Source organism: Pseudomonas chlororaphis (genome assembly GCA_001023535.1).
GTDB lineage: Bacteria > Pseudomonadota > Gammaproteobacteria > Pseudomonadales > Pseudomonadaceae > Aquipseudomonas > Aquipseudomonas chlororaphis_E.
In genome coordinates this window covers 352,028-370,895 of record CP011020.1, presented here as the reverse complement: position 1 = coordinate 370,895, position 18,868 = coordinate 352,028, and the positions used below count along the sequence as shown (strand labels likewise).

At 63.4% G+C, this 18,868-nt stretch carries 15 protein-coding genes and 1 pseudogene; 7 read left to right on the top strand and 9 right to left on the bottom strand.

Annotated elements, in window-relative coordinates:
- Window positions 1–295: 295 nt before the first annotated feature.
- Both gabD and VM99_01495 read left to right on the top strand, forming a co-directional pair.
- Entirely contained in the window at window positions 296–1,753 is a 1,458-nt protein-coding gene (gene gabD / locus VM99_01500) for a succinate-semialdehyde dehydrogenase (GenBank protein ID AKJ96787.1), read from the top strand.
- A gap of 40 nt (window positions 1,754–1,793) precedes the next feature.
- Window positions 1,794–2,882, top strand: a complete 1,089-nt coding sequence (locus VM99_01495) for a tartrate dehydrogenase (protein ID AKJ96786.1) — start codon at window positions 1,794–1,796, stop codon at window positions 2,880–2,882.
- 102 nt (window positions 2,883–2,984) lie between these two features.
- Here the strand turns inward: VM99_01495 and VM99_01490 are convergent, their stop codons facing one another.
- The 4 genes and pseudogenes from VM99_01490 to VM99_01475 form a co-directional block, all read right to left on the bottom strand.
- Window positions 2,985–3,692, bottom strand: a complete 708-nt coding sequence (locus tag VM99_01490) for a cupin (protein AKJ96785.1) — start codon at window positions 3,690–3,692, stop codon at window positions 2,985–2,987.
- 41 nt (window positions 3,693–3,733) lie between these two features.
- On the bottom strand, window positions 3,734–4,591 hold the full coding sequence (locus VM99_01485; protein ID AKJ96784.1) for a GNAT family acetyltransferase: 858 nt from the start codon (window positions 4,589–4,591) through the stop codon (window positions 3,734–3,736).
- 253 nt (window positions 4,592–4,844) lie between these two features.
- Window positions 4,845–5,333: pseudogene (locus VM99_01480) on the bottom strand (hypothetical protein).
- Window positions 5,334–6,094: 761 nt separating this feature from the next.
- Entirely contained in the window at window positions 6,095–7,021 is a 927-nt protein-coding gene (locus VM99_01475; GenBank protein ID AKJ96783.1) for a 2-hydroxyacid dehydrogenase, read from the bottom strand.
- 287 nt (window positions 7,022–7,308) lie between these two features.
- On the opposite strand from VM99_01475, the gene VM99_01470 reads away from it, so the two are divergent.
- The 3 genes from VM99_01470 to VM99_01460 all read left to right on the top strand — a co-directional run bounded on the left by VM99_01470 (window position 7,309) and on the right by VM99_01460 (window position 9,854).
- Window positions 7,309–8,601, top strand: coding sequence for a 4-aminobutyrate aminotransferase (locus VM99_01470; GenBank protein AKJ96782.1), 1,293 nt, complete (start codon window positions 7,309–7,311; stop codon window positions 8,599–8,601).
- 62 nt (window positions 8,602–8,663) lie between these two features.
- Complete coding sequence (locus VM99_01465; protein AKJ96781.1) at window positions 8,664–9,320, top strand: 2-haloalkanoic acid dehalogenase; 657 nt, start codon at window positions 8,664–8,666, stop codon at window positions 9,318–9,320.
- 45 nt (window positions 9,321–9,365) lie between these two features.
- A complete protein-coding gene (locus VM99_01460) occupies window positions 9,366–9,854 on the top strand; it encodes an AsnC family transcriptional regulator (GenBank protein ID AKJ96780.1) in 489 nt (162 codons plus the stop codon).
- A gap of 1 nt (window position 9,855) precedes the next feature.
- Here VM99_01460 and VM99_01455 read toward each other — a convergent pair whose 3' ends face one another.
- The 5 genes from VM99_01455 to VM99_01435 all read right to left on the bottom strand — a co-directional run bounded on the left by VM99_01455 (window position 9,856) and on the right by VM99_01435 (window position 16,728).
- Window positions 9,856–12,021, bottom strand: a complete 2,166-nt coding sequence (locus VM99_01455) for a histidine kinase (GenBank protein AKJ96779.1) — start codon at window positions 12,019–12,021, stop codon at window positions 9,856–9,858.
- Window positions 12,022–12,251: 230 nt separating this feature from the next.
- Complete coding sequence (locus VM99_01450) at window positions 12,252–13,205, bottom strand: chloroperoxidase (GenBank protein AKJ96778.1); 954 nt, start codon at window positions 13,203–13,205, stop codon at window positions 12,252–12,254.
- Between the two features lie 187 nt (window positions 13,206–13,392).
- Window positions 13,393–14,307, bottom strand: a complete 915-nt coding sequence (locus VM99_01445; protein AKJ96777.1) for a LysR family transcriptional regulator — start codon at window positions 14,305–14,307, stop codon at window positions 13,393–13,395.
- A 97-nt stretch (window positions 14,308–14,404) separates the two neighbouring features.
- Entirely contained in the window at window positions 14,405–15,322 is a 918-nt protein-coding gene (locus VM99_01440) for a beta-lactamase (protein ID AKK01664.1), read from the bottom strand.
- Window positions 15,323–15,906: 584 nt separating this feature from the next.
- The gene (locus VM99_01435) at window positions 15,907–16,728 is read right to left on the bottom strand and encodes an AraC family transcriptional regulator (protein AKJ96776.1); all 822 of its coding nucleotides are present in this window, start codon (window positions 16,726–16,728) and stop codon (window positions 15,907–15,909) included.
- Window positions 16,729–16,822: 94 nt separating this feature from the next.
- On the opposite strand from VM99_01435, the gene VM99_01430 reads away from it, so the two are divergent.
- Both VM99_01430 and VM99_01425 read left to right on the top strand, forming a co-directional pair.
- Window positions 16,823–18,034: a Fosmidomycin resistance protein gene (locus VM99_01430; GenBank protein ID AKJ96775.1), complete on the top strand. Its 1,212-nt coding sequence runs from the start codon at window positions 16,823–16,825 to the stop codon at window positions 18,032–18,034.
- A gap of 82 nt (window positions 18,035–18,116) precedes the next feature.
- Window positions 18,117–18,551, top strand: a complete 435-nt coding sequence (locus VM99_01425) for a hypothetical protein (GenBank protein AKJ96774.1) — start codon at window positions 18,117–18,119, stop codon at window positions 18,549–18,551.
- Window positions 18,552–18,868: the final 317 nt, after the last annotated feature.

Sequence of the window (18,868 nt, the reverse complement as noted above, 5' to 3'; positions counted from 1 at the left end):
GTGTGTCAGCCGCTGCCTAGGTAGCTGATCTGACGCCTTCGCGGATAAGCCCGCTCCCACAGGGTTTCTGCTTGCCGCAATTATCGCAGCCACCCCAAAAACAACTGTGCGAGCTTGCCCCCATTCGGGATTCTCCAACAAAGGGAATCATCAGGATCAGGTTGATTCCGGCGGTCGGTAGAGCCTGCCGTCCCGTCGCGATTTTCAGCATCCAACACTGCGCCAAAATACCCTTTCAGCATCCTGCCCCGTGGCATCTCCCTAGACTGGAATGACCTCGGAACAGGACACGACCATGCTCAAGAATCGCCTGAAAGATCCCAGCCTGCTGGTAGAACTCGCCTACATCGATGGTCAATGGGCCGCCGCTGATGACGCGGCCACCCTCGACGTGCTGGACCCGTCCAGCGGCCAGTGCCTCGCGCGGGTGCCGGCGATGCAGGGCGGCGAAACCCACCGCGCCATCGAGGCCGCCGAGCGTGCCTGGCCAGCCTGGCGTGCGCGCCCGGCCGCCGAGCGCGCGGCGCTGCTGGAGCGCTGGTACCAAGCCATGATCGACAACCTCGACGACCTGGCGCTGATCATGACCTGTGAACAGGGCAAGCCGCTGAACGAAGCCAAAGGCGAAATTCGCTACGGCGCCAGTTTCGTCAAATGGTTTGCCGAGGAAGCCCGCCGGGTGTACGGCGAGACCATCCCGACACCCAGCGGCGACCGGCGCCTGCTCACGCTCAAGCAGCCGGTGGGCGTCTGCGCGGCCATCACACCGTGGAATTTCCCCAACGCGATGATCACCCGCAAATGTGCGCCGGCCCTGGCGGCGGGCTGCCCGGTGATCGTCAAGCCGTCGGACCTGACCCCGTTGTCGGCGCTGGCGCTGGCGCTGCTGGCCGAGCGGGTGGGGATTCCGGCCGGGGTGTTCAACGTCGTCACCGGCCTGCCGACGGCCATCGGCGAAGCGCTGACCAGCAACCCGGTCGTGCGCAAGATTTCCTTCACCGGCTCAACCGCCGTCGGCCGTTTGCTGATGCGCCAGAGCGCCGAGCACATCAAGCGCCTGAGCCTGGAACTGGGCGGCAATGCCCCGTTCATCGTGTTCGACGACGCCGATCTGGAACAAGCCGTGGCCGGCATCATGCTCAGCAAGTTTCGCAATGCCGGCCAGACCTGCGTGTGCGCCAACCGCATCCTGGTGCAGGACGGCATCTACGAGCGTTTCGCCGCGCGCCTGGTGGAAGAGGTGGGCAAGCTTAAGGTTGGCAGTGGCCTGGAGGCTGACGTGACGATCGGCCCGCTGATCAATCCGGCCGCGGTCGACAAGGTTGCCCGGCACATTGACGATGCCCTGAGCCAGGGCGCTCGGCTGCTGTGTGGGGGCGTGCCTGACGGCGACAGCCAGTTCGTCCAGCCGACGGTGCTGGGGGAGGCCCACGCCGGCATGTTGTTGGCCAGCGAAGAAACCTTCGGCCCGGTGGCGCCGCTGATGCGCTTTAGCACCGAGCAAGAAGCCCTGGCCCTGGCCAATGCCACCCCCTATGGCCTGGGGGCGTACTACTTCACCCAGGACTTGCGCCGCTCATGGCGGGTCGGGGAAGCGCTGGAGTTCGGCATGGTCGGCCTCAATACCGGGATCATTTCCATGGAGGTCGCGCCGTTCGGCGGGGTCAAGCAATCCGGCCTGGGACGCGAAGGCAGCAAGTACGGCCTGGATGAATACCTGGAAGTCAAAGCCTTCCACATCGGTGGGCTGTGAACCGGTCACCGTTCGAACCAACACCGTGGAGCCACGATAGATGAATAGACCCTTTCGAATCGCCGCCATTGCCGGCGATGGCATTGGCAAGGAAGTCCTGCCGCAAGGATTGCGGGTACTGGAGCAGGCCGCAAAAACATGGCAGCTGGCGCTGAGCATCGAAGTGCTCGACTGGGCCCACTGCGACTACTACCTGGAGCACGGGCAGATGATGCCCGCCGACTGGTTCGAGCGCCTCAAGGGCTTCGACGCGATCTACTTCGGCGCCGTGGGTTGGCCGGACAAGGTCCCGGACCATGTGTCGCTGTGGGGCTCGCTGCTCAAGTTCCGCCGCGACTTCGACCAGTACGTGAACATCCGCCCGGTGCGCCTGTTCCCCGGCGTGCCGTGCCCCCTGGCCGGACGCGAAGCGGGGGACATCGACTTCGTGGTGATCCGCGAGAACACCGAGGGCGAATATTCTTCCGTCGGCGGCAAGATGTTCGAAGGCACCGAGCACGAGTTCGTACTCCAGGAGTCGGTGTTCACCCGGCGCGGTGTCGATCGCATCCTCAAGTTCGCCTTCGACCTGGCCCAGGCCCGGCCGCGCAAGCGCCTGACGGCGGCGACCAAGTCCAACGGCATCTCCATCAGCATGCCCTACTGGGATGAGCGTACGGCGCTGATGGCCGAGCAGTACCCGCAGGTCCAATGGGACAAGCAACACATCGATATCCTGTGCGCGCGTTTCGTCCTGCAACCGGATCGGTTCGACGTGGTGGTGGCGTCCAACCTGTTCGGCGACATCCTCTCCGACCTGGGTCCGGCCTGTGCCGGCACCATCGGCATCGCGCCCTCGGCCAACCTCGATCCGCAGCGGCGCTTTCCGTCACTGTTCGAACCGGTGCATGGTTCGGCGCCGGACATCTATGGGCAGAACATCGCCAACCCGATCGCGATGATCTGGTCCGGGGCATTGATGCTCGACTTCCTCGGCAACGGCGATGAACGTTACCGCGCCGCCCACGACGGCATTCTCAAGGCCATCGAGCAGGTGATCGCCGAAGGCCCAATCACCCCCGACCTGGGCGGCCAGGGCTCGACCCAGGACGTCGGCAGGGCGATTACCGAGGCGCTCCGGGCCGGTTGAACGCCATCCACTCGCAGCACCTTTGCCCGCGCACACTGCGGGCTTTTTTTATGGAACTGCGCAGGTAAACCCTGTGGGTGGGGCGGGGGGATTCAACCTGTCCTACCTGACGACATACACCTTGCGCACATAGACCAGGCTCTTCCAGGCACACGGCGCATTCAGCGGCACGAACACTGTATCGCCCGTGCCGACCAGCAGTTCGCGGCCATCGGCGACTTGGAGGGTGACGCTGCCTTCGAGCAGGTGCATCAGTTCATGCAGCTTGTGCGGTCGTGAGCCGCGGGTGTAGGGCGTCGAATCCCAGAGGCCGACGCGCAGGTCGGTGGCCTCCTCGACGAACAGATTGTGCGAGCGACATTGCGGCGTGGCACTGAGCAGGATCTGCGCATCGGGCGCCGCCGAAGGCGAGAGCAGGGTGTGGGCGGGCAGTGCAGTGAGCCCGGGCATCCGCGTATCGATCGCCTGCGCATCGGCACAGAAGGCCCAGAGCGACTGAGGGTGTGCCTCGACCTCCAGTGACGTCCCGCGGCCGATCACCGCGCCGTCCCCTGGTTTGAGCTGCAGCGTGTGCGCCGGGCTACGCAGGGTGACGTCGCCGGCGTGCACCACGATCGTTTCACTGAACGGGTAATCCTCGACGGTCAATCGTCCGCTCGCCCGGACCACCCCGGCTGCCATGCCATCCGCGCCATGGTAGGCAATGAGCCTGTCGAACGGATCGTTGGGCCCCAGGGTGCCTTCGGTGAACGGGGTCGAGGGGAGGCGGCCGTCGGCGTGGGCCAGCAGCATGGCGGTGGGTTCGAGCATGGCGATGACTCTCTTGGAATGTTGTTCGGAACGGTAAATGCTCAGCCGACGGCCTGGGTCGCCAACGCGAACTGCTGCACGCCGCCGCTGGGCTGTGGCGGCGTGCCCCGGGCCATCTGGGCGACGCTGTCGACCTGCTTGAGCCCGGCGTCTTCCAGCCAGGGCGCCAGGTCCGTGTGGACGGGAATGTCGATGCGCACGAAGGCGTCCGGCACCCGGGCCAGCAATTGAGTGATCAAGTGCCGGGCCTGCTCGGCGGTTTGCGCCACCACCGGGCCAATGCAGCGGCCACGGCCAAAGGGGCGCAACAGGGCGAAGGCGCACAACTGGCCGTCGCGTTCGATGCCCACCGAATGCTCGACGACCTCGAACAGGTCCGTCAGCAGGGCTTCCCGGTCCAGCCCGCTGCCGGCGTTGGCCAGCTGGATCAGGCGGGCGTTGTCGGCGCTGGTCAACGCCCGGCAATGCTCACCGGCGGCCAATGCTTGCAGGGCCGGCACCCGCGCCTGCCCTTGATGCTGCTGGACATGCCCGAAGTCGACGAAACCCTGGCTGGCATACAACGGCGCGCCGGCCAGCGTGGCATTGAGGATGGCCGTCCGCGTGCCGCAGGCCTCGATGGCCAGTTCCATCAACTTGCGCCCGATTCCCTGGCCCTGGTACTCGTCGCTGACAATCACCAGGCCGATGGTGGCATGGCCGCCCTGAGGGCAGGTGAAGGCCGAACCGATCACGCGGCCTTGGTCTTCCACGACGAACCCGTGGGCGACACGCTGCAACATGGCCCAGTCTTCCAGCCGATGAGGCCATTTCAACTGCACCGACAATGCGTGCGCCGAAGGGACATCGGCGGCCGTCATGGAACGGTAGGAATAGGTGGGGCGTTGCGCATTGGACATGGCGAGTCACCGCTGGAAAAGGTGCTTGATGGGGGCGGATTCAACCGCTGCTGGTGCTTGTATCTCACCTGCAACGGGCCCTGACAAGCGCCAGCAATTGATTCGGCAGGTTAGGTAAGCCGCGGCTTTTGCCGCCACATTTCTTGCTCAAATGCGCGGCTTGGCCAGCAGTAAATACCGGGCCGTTTTTCAGTGGCCCGGCGCAAGGCTCGTAGTGTATCGCCTGTCACGCGACGGGCCTTTGGGCGGGCGATCAGCCTTTTTTCAAGGTCGACAACAGGTCGGTCAGCCCGGGCATGGTCGGGCCGGACTCGTTGGAGATGAGCCCGGTTTCCGAACGACTGAACAGCGACTGCAGGATGATCTTTCGCGACTCTTCGTCCACTTGCGTGTCGTTGTTCAAGGACAGGTACAGGTGCGTGAGCTGTTCTCGTTCCTCGGCATCCCGTTGCAGGTGAAACGCGCTGAAGATCAGCTTGGAGAGCGTCCTGACGGTGAAGGCCAGCGTTGACAGGAGCGAGACGAAAATCAGCGCGCCTTCAATCTGACTGAGCCCCACCGGAGTCCGCGCGCCACTCAACCAGATGTTGAAAGACGTCCACAGCCAGATGACAGAGACGAACAGGATGACGCCGAGCACGCCGGTCCAGATGTAGCCGCGGGTCTGGTGCTCGCTGGCTTTCTTCGCCCAGTAGGTGGCCGGCCCCTCCAGACGCAGCTTTTCCCGGTAGGTGGCTTCCAGCGTGGTGAAACGCTGGGTCCAGTCCTCTTTTTCGGTCTTGTGCCAGTCGGAAAACGTATTCAGCTCTTTTTCAGCTTTGCGGGTGAGCCTGGCTTTGGCTTTGAAGAACTTGGAATGGACGTCGCGCAGGGCCAAGGTTTGCGCAGCGGCGCGGCCGGTGAAGGCGCTTTCCAGGGGCAGCTTGAATTCATAAGCCGCCAGGTAGCCCGTCAGGTGATCGAATGAATCCAGGTGCTCGCTTTTTCCAAGGAAGATCCCGTCATAGAAGCCTTCCGCCACCGCCGGTTGTTGTGCGTGCAACTCCAGCCATTTGCGCGTTGCGGGGGACTCGCTGTAGAGCCAGACATCCGAGAGTCTCTCTTCGGGCTGGTCATCGTAGATAAAGTCGTTCTCATTGACCTCGATCTGGTATCGGAGGACGGCCAGGCTGCTGGCCAGGTTTTCGAAGGCTTGGTGCTTCGCGGACATATTTTTGACCTGGAGCGCTTCATGTTGCGCTTTCCAGAAGCTCAGTTCGTTTTTCATGAACTCGCATTTGGCGGCGATGCTTTCGAACACATAGCGTTCGCCGTTCAAGGTGATCAGCGTCCTTGCAGCTTCATTCATGCAGGCGGTCCATCAGAAGTTGAAGGCTAAATGCTATCACTTCGGTGGAGGCCAGAGGTAGTTGGCGTGCTGTGGGGCAACAGCGCAGCCCGGCGGGATAAGCGCCTTGCCACGGCTGCACGCCTCTTGTCGGCCTGGTCTTGCGCCCGTCGCGGTCAGTAACTGCGCGCTCGGTCCACGCATCCCAGCATCGGTTCGCCCCGTTGATGCCGACGAATGTTTTCCAGCAACCCCGCAAAGGCGCTGTCGGGTTGCGTCATGGCGGCGATGTGGGGCGTCAGCAGGATCTGCGGATGAGTCCAGAACGGATGGTCCGGCGGGGCCGGCTCCTGTTCCAGGACGTCGAGCACGGCAGCGCTCAGTTGGCCGCTCGCCAGGGCTTGGAGCAGGTCCGCTTCGACCAGGTGCCCACCGCGGCCCATGTTGACCAGCGCGGCCCCCTTTGGCAGGTGCTGGAACAACGAGCGGTCGAGGATCCCACGGGTCTGCTCGGTCAGCGGCAGCACGCACACGACGATGTCGCACTGGCCGAGAAAGGCCGGCAGTTGTTCGGCGCCGGCAAAGCAGGTCACCCCGTCGATGCGATGTTCGCTACGCGCCCATCCCGACAAGGCGAAGCCGAAGGCCTGCAAGGTGGCGAGTATCTGCCGTGCCTGCAAGCCCAGGCCCATGACCCCGACCCGGCGTTGTTGCGCGGGCACCAGCCGGTGCGCCTGCCAGTTCCCCTGGGCCTGTTGCTGGCGGTAGCGCAGCATGTCGCGGTGCAGGCCGAGCACGGCGAAGCTGGCGTATTCGCACATGCCCTGGGTGATGCCCGGGTCGAGCAGGCGCACCACCGGCAGCGTGGCCGGCAAGCGGTCGAGGTTGAGCTGATCGACCCCCGCCGACAGGGCGAACAGCACTTGCAGGTTCGGCAGCAGTGTCTGGATGTCGTCCGGTGCCTGCCAGGCCGCGAGGTAGCGGATTTCCCGAGGATCGCCGATGTCTGGCCAGGCACGCCATTGGATGTCCGGCGCGTGTTCGGCGAACAGCCGTTGCCAGTGTTCACCGCGTACCGGGTCAGCTTTGTAGAGCAGGGCCATGGATCGCTTCTCGCCTGAAATCAAGGAGCCTCAAGCATGCCTCAACGGCGGAGCAGGATCTGTCGAAAGGGGCGGCGATAAAACCCGGCGCTGCGTTGCAGGGCCCTCGGGGCGGCAGATTCGATGGGCCTGGGGCGCCTTGGCGGATTCTGCTGTTTGCCGACGTGTAAACAGTCGATCCGAATTTCTCAGTGACCAAGTTCGGCTTAGACAATCGTGTCGAACGCTTAACCTGTGATCACACCGCAGCCGCTTCCCGGGTGCGAGGCTCACGATGGGAAATGCCAATGAACAGTAAAGTCGAAGAAACCCCAAGTCTGCTCCGTCAACGTGATCAATTCGTGCCCCGTGGCCTGGTCACCGCTCACCCCTTGGTGATCGACCGGGCCCAGGGTGCGCAACTGTGGGACGTGGACGGCAAGCGTTACCTGGACTTCGTCGGCGGTATCGGTGTGTTGAACATCGGCCACAACCACCCCAAGGTCGTCGCGGCGGTGCAGGCCCAGTTGCAGAAGGTGTCCCATGCCTGCTTCCAGGTCGTGGCCTACACGCCTTACCTCGACCTGGCCCAGCGGCTGTGCCGGATGATCGGCGGCGAGCAGGCCTATAAAGCGGCGTTCTTCACCTCCGGCGCCGAAGCGGTGGAAAACGCCGTGAAGATCGCCCGGGCCCACACCCAACGCTCGGCGGTGATCGCCTTTCGCGGCGGGTTCCACGGCCGGACCTTGCTCGGCACCACGTTGACCGGCATGAGCCAGCCGTATAAACAGAACTTCGGACCGTTCGCCCCGGAGGTCTTCCACACGCCTTATCCGAATGCCTATCGCGGCGTTACCAGCGAGATGGCGCTCCAGGCCCTGGACGAATTGCTGGCGACCCAAGTGGCGCCCGAGCGCGTCGCCGCCATCATCATCGAGCCGGTGCAGGGCGACGGCGGTTTCCTCGCGGCCCCCGCCGAGTTCCTCCAAGCGCTGCGGGCGCTGACCGAGAAGCACGGTATCGTGCTGATCCTCGACGAGATCCAGACCGGGTTCGGTCGCACCGGTAAATGGTTCGGTTACCAGCACGCCGGGATCCAGCCGGACCTGGTCACCGTCGCCAAGAGCCTGGCCGGAGGCTTGCCCTTGTCGGGCGTGGTCGGCAAGGCGCAGATCATGGATGCGCCGCTGCCGGGCGGGTTGGGTGGCACTTATGGCGGCAACGCGCTGTCGTGCGCGGCGGCGCTGGCGGTGATCGACGCCTACGAGCAGGAGCATCTGCTGGCCCGTGGCGAAGCCCTGGGCGAGCGCCTGCGCCAGGGCTTGTTGCGCTTGCAGGCCCGCTACCCGCGTATCGGCGACGTGCGCGGCAGCGGTTTCATGCTGGCGATCGAGCTGATCCAGGACGACGAAGCCCGCACGCCGGATGCCGAGTTGAACCAGCGGCTGATCGACGAGGCCCGGCTGGGCGGGCTGCTGGTGATCAAGTGCGGGGTCTACCGCAACGTCTTGCGCTTCCTGGCGCCGCTGGTGACCGACGAGGCGCAGGTCGACGAAGCGCTGCAGATTCTCGAGGGCGCGTTGGCGCGGGTCATGAATTGAATCGCCACACTCGGCGCAATTCCTTGGAAGAACGGCATTAGGGACTCATCAGAGGTTTACCCATGAGGCTGACTGAATATCGAGCGTTGTTGATCGACTGCGACGAGGTTCTGGTGGACCGCGATTCCGGTGTCTGGACGGCGTTGCAGCCGCTGTTGGAGCAGCGTGGCGAGCCGCAGGACAAGGCCCGGGTGTTGGCCGAGTTCGACGAGGTGTTGCAAGCCTTGTACCCGCGTTTCGGCGAGCTGGGCTTCAGTGGCCTGCTGTGCTTTGCCCACCGTCAACTGGCCGAACGCTGGAGGCTCAAGGTCAGTTGGGAGGAGGGCATGAGTTTCGCCCGCTCGGCCGCCAGTTGGTCGTTGTTCGAGGATGGGCCGGGTGCGATGCTCTACCTGCGCAAATTCTATCGCCTGCTGGTGCAGGGAGACCGGGATGCCGAAGATCGCGGTGTGTTGTGCGAGCGGCTGGGCATCGAGCCGGAAGATTTCATTTCCCTGGCCAGCGATCCCTTGCAGGATCACGCCTGGTTGCAGGCCAATGCCCTCGACGCCGAGGCGGTCCTGCGGGTGACCCGCCCGGGCGCCCGTGCATTGGCCGTCGGGGCGGCCTGCCTGATCTGTCGCGACCCCGACAAAGCGTCCCGGCCGTGCAGCGCGGACTACTGCATCGACAGCATGGCTGACCTGGTGGCTCAGCATCAGCTGTCTTTACGACGCTGATTTTGTTAGAAGATTGTCTTACAAACGGCAGGCAAGAGGTATGCGATGGAAGGTTTAGCGAAACTGGACCGGATCGACATCAGCATTTTGGTAGAGCTTCAAAAAGACGGTCGCATGACCAACGTCAGCCTGGCCGATGCCGTTGGCCTGTCGGCAAGTCCCTGTCTGCAACGGGTCAAGCGGCTGGAATCGCTGGGCTATATTTCCAGCTACAAGGCCCATCTGAACCTGGCCAAGATCACCGATTCGGTGACGGTCTTCACCGAGGTCACCCTGAGCGACCACAAGCGCGAGGATTTCGCCAAGTTCGAATCCAATATTCGCCTGGTGGATGAAGTGCTCGAATGCCACCTGATCAGCGGCGGCTACGACTACCTGGTGCGCTTCATGACCCGCAGCATCCAGGATTACCAGGACGTGATGGAAAGTCTGTTGGACCGCAACATCGGCATCTCCAAGTACTTCAGCTACATCGTCATCAAGTCTCCGGTGCGCAAGGACGAGATTCCGCTGCGCAAGCTGCTGCGCCATTGAGTCAGCGCTTGGCCGACTGGATCAGCGAGCGCACCCGGCGCCCCAGGTCGGTCAGGCTGAAGGGCTTGGTCATGATCCAGGTCGTCGCATTGGCGCTGACCAGGCTTTCCCCCTCGGCGAAGCCGGTGATGAACAGCACCTTCAGCCCCGGGTCGCGCTTGCGCAATTCGTCGGCGAGGCCGATGCCGTTCATGGCGCCGGGCAGGCCGATGTCGGTCAGCAACAGGTCGATGGCCCCGGCTTTTTCGGCTTGCTGCAAGGCCGAGACACTGTCCAGAGCCTCGACGACGCGATAACCGGTTTCCGCCAGGTACTCCGAGACCATCTGCCGGATGGCCGCTTCGTCGTCCACCAGAAGGATCGTTTCGTTGCCGCCGGGTTGCACCGGCGCCACGCTGTCGGGCGCGGCGGTTTTCGTGCGTTGGGAGGCGCGGCGCGCCACCGGGAAATACATCGTCACCGTCGTACCTTCGCCGACATTGCTCTGGATCCTGACGTGCCCTGCGGACTGCTGGGCAAATCCGTAGATCATCGACAGGCCCAGCCCCGATCCCTCGCCCAGGCGCTTGGTCGTGAAGAAAGGGTCGAACACCCGGGACAGGATGTCGGCACTGATGCCCGTTCCCGAGTCCGAGACCGCGATCGCTACATACGGCCCCGGCGGCAACAGTTTTGCGTCGGCGCCGTTTTCCTCGATCACGTAGCGGTGGACGTCGAGCTTGAGGACACCGCCTTCGGGCATGGCGTCCCGGGCGTTGATCGCCAGGTTGAGCAGGGCATTCTCCAGTTCGTTCGGGTCGCACTTGATCGGGTCGTTGTTGCGGAACGAACACTCCACAACGATGTTCGGCCCCACGGAGCGGCGGATCATTTCTTCCAGGCCGGCCACCACCTTGCGCGGTTCGAGGACGGCCGGTTGCAGCGATTGCTGCCGGGAAAAGGCCAGCAGCCGCTGGGTGAGGGCGGCGGCCCGGGTCGCCGAGGTCAAGGCAACGGCGTTGTAGCGCGACAGCTCGGCGTACTGCTGGTTGTCGATGCGCCGCTGCATCAGCTCCAGGCTGCCCGTGATGCCTGCCAGCAGGTTGTTGAAGTCGTGGGCGATGCCGCCGGTGAGCTGGCCGACCGCTTCCATTTTCTGGCTTTGCCGCAGCTTCGACTCGGCCAGGGCGCGCTCGTGCTGTTCGGCCTCCAATTGTCCGGTACGCTGGGCGATGCGTGCTTCGAGCTGGTCGTTCCAGTCTCGCAATGCGGCTTCCAGCTGCACCCGCTCGTTGATGTCTTCGACGGTGCCATACCATTGTTCGCAGTGCCCGGCAGCGTCGAGGCTGCACAACGCCCGGACCCTGAACCAGCGGTATTCGCCGGTGTGCCGGCGCAGGCGAATCTGCGCGTCGAAGGGTTGCAGGCTCGCCAGGGACTGGTTCCACGCCCGGGCGATGGTGAGCTTGTCGTCGGGGTGCGCGGCGTTCAACCATTGGCGCCCCAGCGTCTGCTCCGGGGTCCGGGCGGTGTAGTCGTACCAGCGCGGATCCAGCGACAGCAGCGCGCCATCGCTGGTGGCCGTCCAGGGCCAGAGTGGGTTGAGCTCGGCCGCGATCCGGTAGTGCCTTTCACTCTCGCGCAGCTTTGCCTCGGTCAGGCGCATGGCGTGCAAGGTCACGGAGCGCTTCAAGGCCGCCCCGATCAGGTTGGCGTAGCCGCGCAAAAAATCGATATCGCTCTGGGTAAACTGTCGTGGATGGCGACAGTCGACCTCGAAGATCCCGAACGGTCGCGCTTCGGTGGCGCCATGGACCAGCACGTTGACGAAAGCCTGGACGCCGTTCTGGATCTGGAAGTCGTGATAGCGAAAACGGGTTTCGGTGGCGATGTCCGTGGAAATCACCGCACTGCCGGTGTCCAGCGAGTGGCGTTCGGGGGTGCCGTCCAGCGCCTGCACCCGGACCTGGCCCACCACGCCCGGGGCCCAACCGACTCCGTTGCGCACGGTCAGCGTGAGCCCGTCCTCTTCCAGCAGCATGAATTTCGCCATGTGGGTTTCGAGTGCATCGCCCACCAGACGGCACGCCTCGTCGAGGATGTGCTCCAGGTCGTCCGACACCAGCGCCAGCTCACCGAGTTCGGCCAGCACCTTGCGTTGGCGCAGTAACGTATCTTCCATTGCCATGTGGGTCACCCTTGCTCCGTCTTCCATATCCGAGGGCCGGGCGCGGGCTAGGTTCACACGAATCGATGACCGTGCCTGTTCACTTCATCTGTGGGAGTGAGCTTGCTCGCGAAGGCGGTAGGTCAGGCGCTGCAACATGGCTTGATCCACCGCCTTCGCGAGCAAGCTCGCTCCCCCATGGACTGCCTGGTTGCGGGCCATCCCTGGGGGAGCGAGCGGCTTGCGCAGCGTTATTGCTGAAGAAACTTCAACAAGTCCTGGTTCAGGCGATCCTTGTGGGTCTCGGTCAGGCCATGAGGGGCCCCGGCGTAGACAATCAGTCGGGCGCCCTTGATCAGTGCGGCCGAGGCTTTGCCCGAGGCGTCGATGGGGACGATCTGGTCGTCGTCACCGTGGATCACCAGGGTCGGCACGTCGAACTTCTTCAGGTCGGCGCGGAAATCGGTGGCCGAGAACGCCGCGATCGAATCGTAGGTGTTCTTGCTGCCACCTTGCATGCCTTGCGCCCAGAACGACTGGATCAGGCCTTGGGACGGTTTGGCGCCCTTGCGGTTGTAGCCATAGAACGGCCCCGAGGCGATGTCCAGGTACAGCTGCGAGCGGTTCTCCAGGGACGCTTTGCGCAGGCCGTCGAACACCTCGATGGGCAGGCCGCCGGGGTTGGTGTCGGTCTTGAGCATCAACGGCGGCACGGAGGACACCAACACGGCTTTCTTCACGCGTCCGGTGCCGTGGCGACCAATGTAGCGTGCCACTTCACCGCCGCCCGTGGAGAAACCGACCAGGGTCACGTCCTTCAGGTCCAAAGCTTCGATCACGGCTGCCAAGTCATCGGCGTAGTGATCCATGTCGTTGCCTTCCCAAGGCTGGCTGGAGCGACCGTGGCCGCGACGGTCGTGGGCAATCACGCGATAGCCCTTGGAGGCGAGGAACATCATCTGCGCTTCCCAGCTGTCGGAGTCCAGCGGCCAGCCGTGGCTGAACGTCACGACCTGGCCATCACGCGGGCCCCAGTCCTTGTAGTACAGCTGCACGCCATCTTTTGTGGTGATGTAGCTGGCGGACTGGATCACGCTGCCGACCGCGGACACCGGGGCGGTGGCCTGGGACGGGGTGGCGGCTTCGGCGCCGAGGGAGGTCAGTGCCAATGTGGCGACGGCCAGGGTGCGGTTCAGTGTGTTCATGGTCTCTCTCCTAAGGGGTTGGTCTGTCTGGTTGCGACCGTTGTCGATCGCTTGGTGTGCAGATTAGAGAGGGACGCCGATGTCGAGAACGGTGCGGGTATCGATAGCAACTATGCGCTTGACCGATAGCTGGGCTTCGCTCCGCTGGGTGGGTGCGAAACTGATGGGAAAGAGGCGCTGAGACCTGCTAGGCAGGCTCCACCTGCGCCGCCAGGTAAACTTGGCGGCGCAGCCATTGGTGCCCGGCATCCTTGTTGTTGCGCGGATGCCAGGCCAGCGACAGGCGCAGGGTCGCCAGTTCGATGGGGGGCTCGAACAGGTCCAGGCGGTCGCGGTACTGGGCAAGGAAACGCGCGGGCAGGGTGCACACCGCATCCGTTGCCGCAATCAACGAGGGCGCGAGGGCATAGCTTTGAATGGAAAACGCCACGTTGCGCACGCGGTTCAGCTCCACCAGTGCATCGTCGACCACACCTGCGAAGCGTCCGCCTTCGGAAGAGACGAGCACGTGGTCGAGGGCGCAAAAAACGTCGAGATCGAGCGGGCCGGTTCCCCGTGGATGGCCTTTGCGCTGGGCGGTCAGGAAACCATCCTCCCAGAGGGCGCGCTGCATGACATCGTCACGCAGGGCCTCCGGCACGGTGATCAGCAGGTCGATCTGCCCTTGCTCCAGGCGTTCGAACACATCGTGCGCAGGCTGAACGAAAGCCAGCCTGGCGTGCTTGGCCTCTCGCGCCAGGCCGGCGCAAAGCGCCGGTGCGAGGAGCGCTGCCGGCGTTTCGAATAACGCGATGACGAAGGTGCGGGTCGTTGTGGCCGGATCGAATGCATCGGGTTCACTGGCCAGGCGCTTGAGGCCTTCGAGTATCTGCAGCAAGTCTTGCTCCAGCGCTTGCGCCCGGGGCGTGGGCACGACGCCTCGGCCGTTTGCCGCCGGCACGAACAGCGGGTCGGCGAGGATGTCTCGCAAGCGTGCCAGCCGCGCTGACAGGGCCGGTTGGCTGATGCCCAAGCGGGCGGCGGCCCGGGTGACGTTGCGTTCCTCCAGCAGCGCCTTGAGCGTCAGCAGCAGTGCCGCGTCGAAATCCGTGTAGTTCATCATGATCTCCCGATCAGCGCCTTCAGGCAGGCGGCTGTACGGGCATCAAATCAAACCAGGCAGTGGTCTGTACAGGGCGGCCCGGGCTTGCTCGCCCGTCTCAGTCACGGTTGCGATAGACGGCCGGCACCCATTCATAGTGCCCGGCTTGCGCGCGAAGGTGGCCTATCCCCGGGAACGGCAAGTGCGCGGCCGCCGACAGGCGCGCTTCGTTGGCCGAGGCCTTGAACTGCTGTTGGCGCTGGGCGCGTGCGCGGTCCTGGTCGACGTCGAAAGTGACCGTCACGTCAGGTCGGGCAAACTGGACCGGGCCGACGTGGAGGAGATCGCCCCAGAAATCGATGCTCTCACCCTGGCTTTCGACCCGGTAGACGCTGTGGCCTGGGGTATGGCCAGGTGTCGGGATCGCCGTGATGCCGGGCCCTAGGGTCGTAGGGCCGCTGAAGGTCTTGACTCGGCCTGCATCGACGTAAGGCCCAACGGTCCTCTGGCTCTTCTCCAGGTCCTGGGGTTTGAGCCCCTTGGTCAGATTGGCCGGGTCGAGGAAGAAATCGACGTCGGCCTGGGCCACGTGGACGGTCGCATTGGGGAACATCATCTGCCGGTTGCGCGACAGCCCGCCGGAGTGATCGGCGTGGATGTGGGTGAGCAGGACGTCGCTGATGTCCTCCAGTTTATAACCGGCCGCCGCCAGGCTCTGGGGCAACTTGCCCGCCACCTGGCCAAACAGCTCGCCGGCTCCGGTATCCACCAGCAGCACCCGTGGGCCGGTGTCGATCACATAGGCGTTGATCGACGTCTCGACGGGGTTGCGAATAAAGCCTTTTTTCAGCAACGCATCGATCTTCTCGGCGCTGATGCCTCGCAGCAGCGGGTGCAGGTCCAGCGGCAGCGTGCCGTCGCTCAGGGCGGTGATCTGGAAGGCGCCGACCTGGAATCGGTAGACACCTGCCACCTGCGGTTTGTGGATGGGTAAGGGCTCCGCGACCGGTATCGCGGCGGCATTTACCGAGGTGATCGTCCCCGCCAGAACCAGGGTGGTAAACAGTGTCGCGAGCGGGAGGGGGACTTTGTTGAACATGTCGAAACTCCTTGATAGCGCAGGCTTCGTTGATCGCGCGAATCAGCGTAGGTCAGGTGCGCACCAGGGAGAACGGTTGTGTTGGTTATACGAGGCATCGGCCCGGTGGATGGCCAGCCGTTTCAAGCCGTGGGCTTTCAGTGGGACGCAGGCCACAAAGCCGGGCGGGGTGTCCGGCAGGCGAAAGTGTGAAGTGCTGGCGCCTTCGCGAGCAAGCTCGCTCCCACAAGGTTTTGTAGGGTCAATGACCTGGAGGGCAGTCCTTGTGGGCGCGAGCTTGCTCGTGAAGGTGGCGCATCAACCCCTCAATGCTCGACAGGCGCCTCCGGCGCTTGTTCAGCCTCGGCCGCCAGTTTCAGGCGATCCGCCTTGCTGATGTACTTGGGTTTCTGCGGGGCCAGTTTGGCGCTGGCCTTTTTCGCATGGGCCTGCAGCAACTGCTTTATTTTCTTGCGACGATTCATGACGGCTACTCGGTGTGTAAGCGCGCGGATGATATCAGCAGCGTGAAGCGCGCCGCTTTATTTGAAGAACGTGCTCGGTGTCTTGCCAAACTGCTTGCGGAACATGTTGGTGAACGCACTCGGGCTTTCGTAGCCCAGCGCCAGCGCAACGTCGATGATCTTCTCGCCCATTGCCATGCGCTCGACCGCCTGCAACAGGCGCACCTGCTGCCGCCACTGCCCGAAAGTAATTCCGGTTTCCTTGCGGAACAGCCGCTGGATGGTCTTCTCGTCAAGGTCCAGGCGGGCGCTCCAATCCGACAGCGTCGAGCCGTCGGCGGGGTCGCCTTGCAACGTGACGCAGATCTTCTTGATGCGCCGGTCCGCCGGCTGTGGCAAGTGCAGGGGCAGGGTGGGGAGCAGGGCGAGTTCATCGAGAATCAGCTGCATCACCCGGGCGGCTCGGGTGTTCGGGGCATAGGGGAGTTGCAGGTGCACGGCAACCTTGATCAATTCGCTCAAGAGGGCGGAAATGCTCACCGCCTTCGTTTCCGTCGGCAGGTCTGCGGCGGCATCGGGCCGGACAAACAGGCTGCGCATTTTCACGTGCCCGACGCAGCGCACCGAATGCACCTGCCCGCAGGGCATCCACAGCCCTCGATTCGACGGCACCGTCCACTGACTGGACGCCGTGTGCACCACCATCACCCCTTCGACAGCGTAGATCAGTTGGTGCTTTTCATGGGAGTGCGAGGCGATCAGCCAATTGTCCGGGTAATCGGTCGCCCTCCCGATCATCGTCCAGGCGCCTTCGTCGATCTCGAGCAATGCTTCATTCAACGGTTTGATCATGATGTCCTTTTTGCGACGGTTGATTCCCTTGTCCAGTGAGACAGACATTTTTGTGGATTCTAGGATGATGCCGCGCCTGTCAGAAAGTGCTGTCACCTTCTGCCTACGTTTTTTTTCAGACCCATCGCCTGGAAGCTTTGTCATGTCCACCACCGCCACAGCCTCGACCACGGCCTCCGTCGTCAATCAAACGAGCCCGCTTGTCATGCGGGTCATCGGTGCCTGCGCCCTCGCGCACCTGATCAATGACCTCATCCAGGCCGTGCTGCCTTCCATCTATCCGATGCTGAAGGCCAACTACGGCCTGACCTTCACCCAGGTGGGATTGATCACACTGACCTTCCAGCTGACGGCCTCGCTGTTGCAACCGTGGGTGGGCTATCACACCGACCGTCATCCCAAGCCCTGGCTGCTGCCCGCCGGGATGGTCTGCACCCTCATCGGCATTCTGATGCTGGCGTTCGTCGGCAGCTTCGGTGCCATCCTCCTGGCCTCCGCGCTGGTGGGCATTGGCTCGTCGACCTTCCACCCGGAAACCTCGCGCGTGGCACGCCTCGCTTCAGGCGGCCGCTATGGCCTGGCGCAGTCGACCTTCCAGGTCGGCGGCAACGCGGGTAGCGCCTTCGGCCCGCTGCTGGCCGCGGCCATCGTGATTCCCTATGGCCAGGGTCACGTCGCCTGGTTCGGCTTGTTTGCGGCATTCGCGATCCTCGTGCAGTACGGCCTGAGCCGCTGGTATCGCAACCACCTCAACCTGTTCAAGCTCAAGCAGGGCGGCAAGGCGACCCACGGCCTGTCCAGGCAGCGAGTGACCGCGGCCCTGGTGGTCCTGGCGTTGCTGGTGTTCTCCAAGTATTTCTACATGGCCAGCTTCACCAGCTATTTCACGTTCTACCTGATCGAAAAATTCCAGCTGTCAGTGACCAGTTCCCAGCTGTACCTGTTCCTGTTCCTGGGATCGGTGGCCGCTGGCACCTTCTTCGGTGGCCCCATCGGCGATAGGATCGGCCGCAAGAAGGTCATCTGGTTCTCGATCCTGGGCGTGGCGCCGTTCACCCTGGCACTGCCCTACGTGGATCTGTTCTGGACCGGCGTGCTGAGCATGATCATCGGTTTCGTCCTGGCCTCGGCGTTCTCCGCCATCGTGGTTTTTGCCCAGGAACTGGTGCCGGGCAATGTCGGCATGATTGCCGGCGTGTTCTTCGGCCTGATGTTCGGCTTTGGCGGCATCGGTGCCGCGCTGCTGGGTTACCTCGCCGACATCCACGGTATCGAATACGTCTACACCCTGTGTTCCTACTTGCCGTTGCTGGGTGTGCTGACGGTCCTGTTGCCGTCCACCAAGGGCGTCTGAACCGATTGAACGGGGCCGTGTTCCGGCCCCTGCGTACACCTCTGGTTGCGATATATAGGAGTCGCCGGCAAGTGGACCAAGCATGAATGAACTACCAACAGCCGGCGTCGGCCACGACGAGGCGATGCGCAAGAAGATCAACGCCGCCGTGGCTGCAAGAAACCTGGCGAGTGCGTCAAACAACACCAAATGGGATGAACTGATCAGCCATTTCCGCCAGCGCGAGGGATGGTGCCCGTCCTGGCGGTACAAGTCAGTCTCCGGCTACATCTCGGGGTGGGATGTGGAATGGTTCTACCATTTGCCGTTTCCATTCGCCTGCGTCGAATGGTTTGACATCGGCCTGACGCAAGAAGGCCCGTTCCGGGGACGGCTGCTGGCCCGGACAACCATCGACCACACCGACGAACTATCGGCAGTGGTCGCACGGATTGGATTCGAATTCGAAGTGCGTGGCGATGTGTTGAGGATCTGGGGTTATTTGCCTAAGTGCTATGAGGATTTTCCAGCGGCCTGATATCCGTGATCACGTATTCTTTCAATAGCCGCGCAAATAGCCTCAATCTAGTGACTTGTCTTTAATGGGTTACACCAGTGGACTGCACAGTTGTTATGGGAGTGCTTTTGCGTCCGGGGCATGAAGGGGGTGTCGAGTGACCCCAGCGCTATCGATATCCAGTCAGAAAACTCACCCTCAGTGCGCGACCAGAATAAGTTCGAACCACAGTGCGCGCAGAACTCGCGTACGGCTGTCTTCGAAGAAACGAATGCCTTGATACTGGAAGCCCCCTCAAGTATCCGTAACGCGCTACGCGGAACACTACCGTACGAAGC

Bases quoted from the DNA above. Each gene is read 5' to 3' on its own strand.
- gabD (AKJ96787.1), top strand. From the start codon at position 296: ATGCTCAAGAATCGCCTGAAAGATCCCAGCCTGCTGGTAGAACTCGCC.
- VM99_01495 (AKJ96786.1), top strand. From the start codon at position 1,794: ATGAATAGACCCTTTCGAATCGCCGCCATTGCCGGCGATGGCATTGGC.
- VM99_01490 (AKJ96785.1), bottom strand. From the start codon at position 3,692: ATGCTCGAACCCACCGCCATGCTGCTGGCCCACGCCGACGGCCGCCTC.
- VM99_01485 (AKJ96784.1), bottom strand. From the start codon at position 4,591: ATGTCCAATGCGCAACGCCCCACCTATTCCTACCGTTCCATGACGGCC.
- VM99_01475 (AKJ96783.1), bottom strand. From the start codon at position 7,021: ATGGCCCTGCTCTACAAAGCTGACCCGGTACGCGGTGAACACTGGCAA.
- VM99_01470 (AKJ96782.1), top strand. From the start codon at position 7,309: ATGAACAGTAAAGTCGAAGAAACCCCAAGTCTGCTCCGTCAACGTGAT.
- VM99_01465 (AKJ96781.1), top strand. From the start codon at position 8,664: ATGAGGCTGACTGAATATCGAGCGTTGTTGATCGACTGCGACGAGGTT.
- VM99_01460 (AKJ96780.1), top strand. From the start codon at position 9,366: ATGGAAGGTTTAGCGAAACTGGACCGGATCGACATCAGCATTTTGGTA.
- VM99_01455 (AKJ96779.1), bottom strand. From the start codon at position 12,021: ATGGCAATGGAAGATACGTTACTGCGCCAACGCAAGGTGCTGGCCGAA.
- VM99_01450 (AKJ96778.1), bottom strand. From the start codon at position 13,205: ATGAACACACTGAACCGCACCCTGGCCGTCGCCACATTGGCACTGACC.
- VM99_01445 (AKJ96777.1), bottom strand. From the start codon at position 14,307: ATGATGAACTACACGGATTTCGACGCGGCACTGCTGCTGACGCTCAAG.
- VM99_01435 (AKJ96776.1), bottom strand. From the start codon at position 16,728: ATGTCTGTCTCACTGGACAAGGGAATCAACCGTCGCAAAAAGGACATC.
- VM99_01430 (AKJ96775.1), top strand. From the start codon at position 16,823: ATGTCCACCACCGCCACAGCCTCGACCACGGCCTCCGTCGTCAATCAA.
- VM99_01425 (AKJ96774.1), top strand. From the start codon at position 18,117: ATGAATGAACTACCAACAGCCGGCGTCGGCCACGACGAGGCGATGCGC.